General features: G+C 72.1%; 3 protein-coding genes. All 3 read right to left on the bottom strand.

The annotated features are described in order from the left end of the window. Positions 1 to 14: 14 nt before the first annotated feature. Positions 15 to 1292, bottom strand: a complete 1278-nt coding sequence (locus G6045_RS39630; protein WP_165337095.1) for an MFS transporter — start codon at positions 1290 to 1292, stop codon at positions 15 to 17. After that, positions 1289 to 1924: a winged helix-turn-helix domain-containing protein gene (locus G6045_RS39625; protein ID WP_165337094.1), complete on the bottom strand. Its 636-nt coding sequence runs from the start codon at positions 1922 to 1924 to the stop codon at positions 1289 to 1291. Before G6045_RS39625 ends, G6045_RS39630 begins: the two co-directional genes overlap by 4 nt. Before the next feature lie 123 nt (positions 1925 to 2047). Continuing rightward, on the bottom strand, positions 2048 to 4053 hold a 2006-nt coding region (locus tag G6045_RS39620; protein WP_165337093.1), incomplete at its 5' end, for a ComEC/Rec2 family competence protein.

The raw sequence follows: 4053 nt of genomic DNA, 5'->3' as shown, positions 1-4053 counted from the left end.
CAGTGGGGCGGGGCTCAGTGGGTGCCCGTCGTGGCTTCGGTCGGGTGGGTGAGCGGTGCGGGTTCCGGCAGGGCGCGGGTGCGTGCGATCGGCGAGCCGAGCAGCCACACCGCGCTGAGCACCGCCCCCGCGGTGCCGATCCACAGGGCGGGCCGCAGCCCGATCAGCGTGCCGAGCGCACCGCCGGCCACGGCACCGAGCGGACGGAAGCCATGGGTCACCGTGCGGAACGCACCGAGCACCCGGGAGCGCAGCCCGTCGGGTATCAGGGCCATCTGCAGGGATCCTGAGGCGATGTCGACCAGCATCACCCCGGCGCAGGAGATGAACTCGGCCGCGAACAGCATGCCGAGCACGAGCACCGTGGGGCCGTCGGCGAGCGGGATGAGCATCAGCGGGATCGTGAACGTGGCGAAGCCCGTGACGATGGACGGACCGATACCGATCCTGCGCACGACCGCTCCGCTGCAGACCGCTCCGATCACCCCGCCCACCGCGGCCACGCTGAGCACCGCGCCGAACATGCCGGCGCTCAGCCCGAGTTCCTCCGTCGCGTACAGCACGAAGAGCGTGTGGAAGATGAAATTGAAGAACTGCACGGTGGCCGTGGCCCCGAACATCGACCGCATCAAGGGCTCGCGCAGCGCCCATCGGATGCCCGCCGTGAAATGGCCCGGCTCAGGCTCGGCCGGAGGTGGCTCCACGGGTGCAATCCGTGAGAGGCGCTCGGCGGACAGCAGGTAGGTGAGGCCCGTGGTCAGCAGGGCGACGGGCGCCGAGAGCAGGCCGACGAGGAGACCACCGAGTCCGGGGCCGCCCAGCCAGGCCATCGACCGGCTGCCGTTGACCAGGGAGTTGCCCTGCACATAGCGCTCGGTGGGCAACAGCGCCGTGAACACCACGACGTTGCACACATCGAAGAGCACCGTCAGCGCCCCCACGCCGAGCGCCACCGCATATAGCTGGACCAGGGTCAGCGCATCCAGCGCGTACGCCACCGGGAGCGAGCAGAGCAGCGCCGCTCGCGCCAGGTCCGTGCCGATCATGATGCGGCGGCGCTGCGCCTGCCGGTCGGCCCAGGCGCCCGCGGGCAGATTGAGCAGCAGGGCGGGCAGCAGTTCGGCCGTCTTGAGCCAGCCCATTTCCGCCGCGTCGGCTCCGAGCACGACAACTGCCGCCAGCGGTATGGCGAGCAGGGCTATCTGGTCGCCCACGAGCGCGACGGTCTGACCGGTCCAGTAGCGCCGGAAGGCCTGCTCCCGCAGGAGCTCGGGAACGCGCGTGCCCTTCATGCCGACCCCCCTCGACCGTCGCCGTCCCGCCCCTTGGGCTGGTCCGTCAGGGCGAACGCCATCCTCATGAACTGCACCACGCGTGCGCCCTCGGGCCGTTGCGCAGGCTCGTCGTTGCGCACCTCGTAGGGCCTGACCAGGTCCTCCAACTTGGCGCGCAGATCGGCCAGTTCCCCGGCCGTGAGATACAGCTGGCTGTCGCCGAACGCCTCCGCCTCCTGCCATACGCGCGGCAGCAGATGGCGGCTCTCGATGGCCTTGATCGTCTGCTCGAAGTACAGCTCGGCCACCGCGACCGACAGCGCCGTGGCCGCCTCGGCGACAGCCGGGTCCTCGGAGTACTCGGGCCATGAGGTGTACGCCGTGGTGGCACGCCAGGGCTTCTCCCTGCCCTGCCCGCCGCCGGCCTGCTCGACGAGCCCGTACTTCTCGAGCATCCGCAGGTGGTACGAGCAGCTGGCCACGGACTCACCGGTCAGCTCGGCGGCCCGGGTCGCCGTGAACGGGCCCTCCCTGCGCAGCATGCCGACCAGCTTGATCCGCGTCGGATGGCTGTAGGCGCGCAGCGCCTTGGGGTCGGCGAGTCGGGTTTCCCTGGGGTTCGGAGTGGGGTCGTGCTTCTTCTCGACCATGCTTCTAAAGCTATCTTTAGAAAGAAGTCTTTACAAGGGTTTCTTTAGATGGGTGCGGCCAGGCGCCGGGCGGGTGGGCGTCGTGCTTGTCACGGGCCGCTGTCCGGGTGGGCGTCGCGCTCGTCACGGGCGGCGCTCCGGGTGCGTGCTGCGCGCCGCCACCGCCCGCAAGGCGGGACCGGCCCCCGCGAGCGCCACCGCACCGTCCGTGTCCGTGCGCAGCACGGTCGTGCCGAAGGAGCGCAGGGTGTCGATGACGTGGGGCGACGGGTGCCCGTAACCGTTGTCCCGGCCGACTCCGATCACTGCGAGACGCGGTCTGACGCGCTGGAGAAACATGGGGTCCTGGTGCGGCGACCCGTGGTGCGGGACCTTCAGGACGTCCACCGCCGGAAGGTCGGGGTGGGCCCTCAAGAGCGCTTGCTGTGAAGGCGGTTCGAGGTCGCCGGGGAGCAGGAGCGTCAGTCCGGCCGTACGGACCAGGAGGGTGACGCTGGAGTCGTTGGGCTCCGTAGGCGCCGTCACGCCCGGGCGGTCGGCGGGCGGCCAGAGCACCTGCCAGCGGACCGGCCCCGCACGGCGGCTCTCCCCTGCCGTGGCGGCGAGGAGCGGTACGCCGTGCGCCTCGGCCTGCACCCGTACGAACTCGGCTTGTTCGGGCGGCTGTTGCAGCCCGGTCGTCTGGATCGCACCGACGCTGCGCCCCCGGAGCACGCCGGGCAGACCCGCCACGTGGTCCGCGTGGAAGTGGGTGAGCAGGACGAGTGGGACACGGGTGACGCCCAGGGTGTGCAGACAGTGGTCGACGAGCCGGGAGTCCGGGCCGGCGTCGATGACCACGGCGGTGCCATGGCCCGTGGCGAGGACGGAGGCGTCCCCCTGGCCGACGTCGCACTGCACGTAACGCCAGTCGGGCGGTGGCCATCCGGTCAGCACGCGGGTGAGCGGGGCCGGTCGCATCACGGCGAGCACCAGGAGCAGCGCGCAGGCGATCAACGCCAGGGGGTGGCGCAGGACCCGTCGGGCCAGAGGAAGCGAGACGAGCACCAGGGTGGCCAGTATCAGCGCGCCACTCCAGCCGTCGGGCCAGTCCGCCTGGGCGCCGGGGAGACCGGCTCCGGTACGGGCGACGGAGGCGACCCACCCGGTCGGCCAACCGGCGCACCAGGCAAGGGCCTCGGCGAGCGGCATAGCCACGGGTGCCAGCGCGAGTGCGGCGAAGCCGAGGACGGTGGCGGGGGCGACGGCGAGCTCGGCCAGGAGGTTGCAGGGCACCGCGACCAGGCTGACGCGCGAGGAGAGGACGACAACCACGGGCGCGCACACCGCTTGCGCGGAAGCCGCGGCCGCGAGCGCCTCCGCGATCCGGGGCGGAACGCGGCGGCGTTGCAGTGCGGCGCTCCATCGGGGAGCGATGACCAGGAGGGCTCCGGTGGCGAGCACGGAGAGCAGAAAGCCGTAACTGTGCGACAGCCAGGGGTCCCACAGGAGCAGCAGCAGTGCGGCGGCGGCGAGTGCGGGGATGAGGGAACGGCGGCGGCCGGTGGCGATCGCGAGCAGGGCGATGGCGCCACAGGCCGCCGCGCGCAGCACGCTCGGGTCCGGGCGGCACACGAGGACGAACGCAAGGGTCAGGGCGCCGCCGAGGATCGCGGTCGTCCGCAGGGAGAGTCCCAGGCGTGGTGCGAGGCCTCGGCGTTCGGCCCGCATCGCGAGGGCGGGTGGGCCGATGAGCAGGACCAGGACGATGGTGAGGTTGCTGCCGGATACGGCGAGCAGATGCGTGAGGTCCGTGGCACGGAAGGCGTCGTCCAGGTCGGGCGGTACGCGGGTGGTGTCCCCCACGACCAGGCCCGGGAGCAGGGCGCGGGCGTCGGCGGGGAGGTGATCGGTGGCCTCGCGGAGCCCGGCCCGCAGGTCGCCCGCGGTGCGCTGCAGGGCGGTGGGGGCCTCGATGATGTGCGGCTCCTGACCGCCGGGAACCCGCAGCACGGCCGCGACGCGATCACCGCCGGGCAGGGGTGGCGACAGCGGGGCGCGCAGGTGGAGACGGGTGGAGGGCAGGAGGGACAACCAGGCGGAGTCGGTGGGGAGTTGACCTGCGGAGGTAGGGGCTCCGGTGGGAGTGG

Source organism: Streptomyces mesophilus (assembly GCF_011044995.1).
Classification (GTDB): Bacteria; Actinomycetota; Actinomycetes; order Streptomycetales; family Streptomycetaceae; genus Streptomyces; species Streptomyces mesophilus.
The sequence above is the reverse complement of the archived record's forward strand: the minus strand, read 5'-3'. Positions and strand labels throughout refer to the sequence as shown.

Excerpts from the sequence above, each read along its gene's own strand:
- G6045_RS39630 (WP_165337095.1), bottom strand. The coding sequence starts at position 1,292 with ATGAAGGGCACGCGCGTTCCCGAGCTCCTGCGGGAGCAGGCCTTCCGG.
- G6045_RS39625 (WP_165337094.1), bottom strand. The coding sequence starts at position 1,924 with ATGGTCGAGAAGAAGCACGACCCCACTCCGAACCCCAGGGAAACCCGA.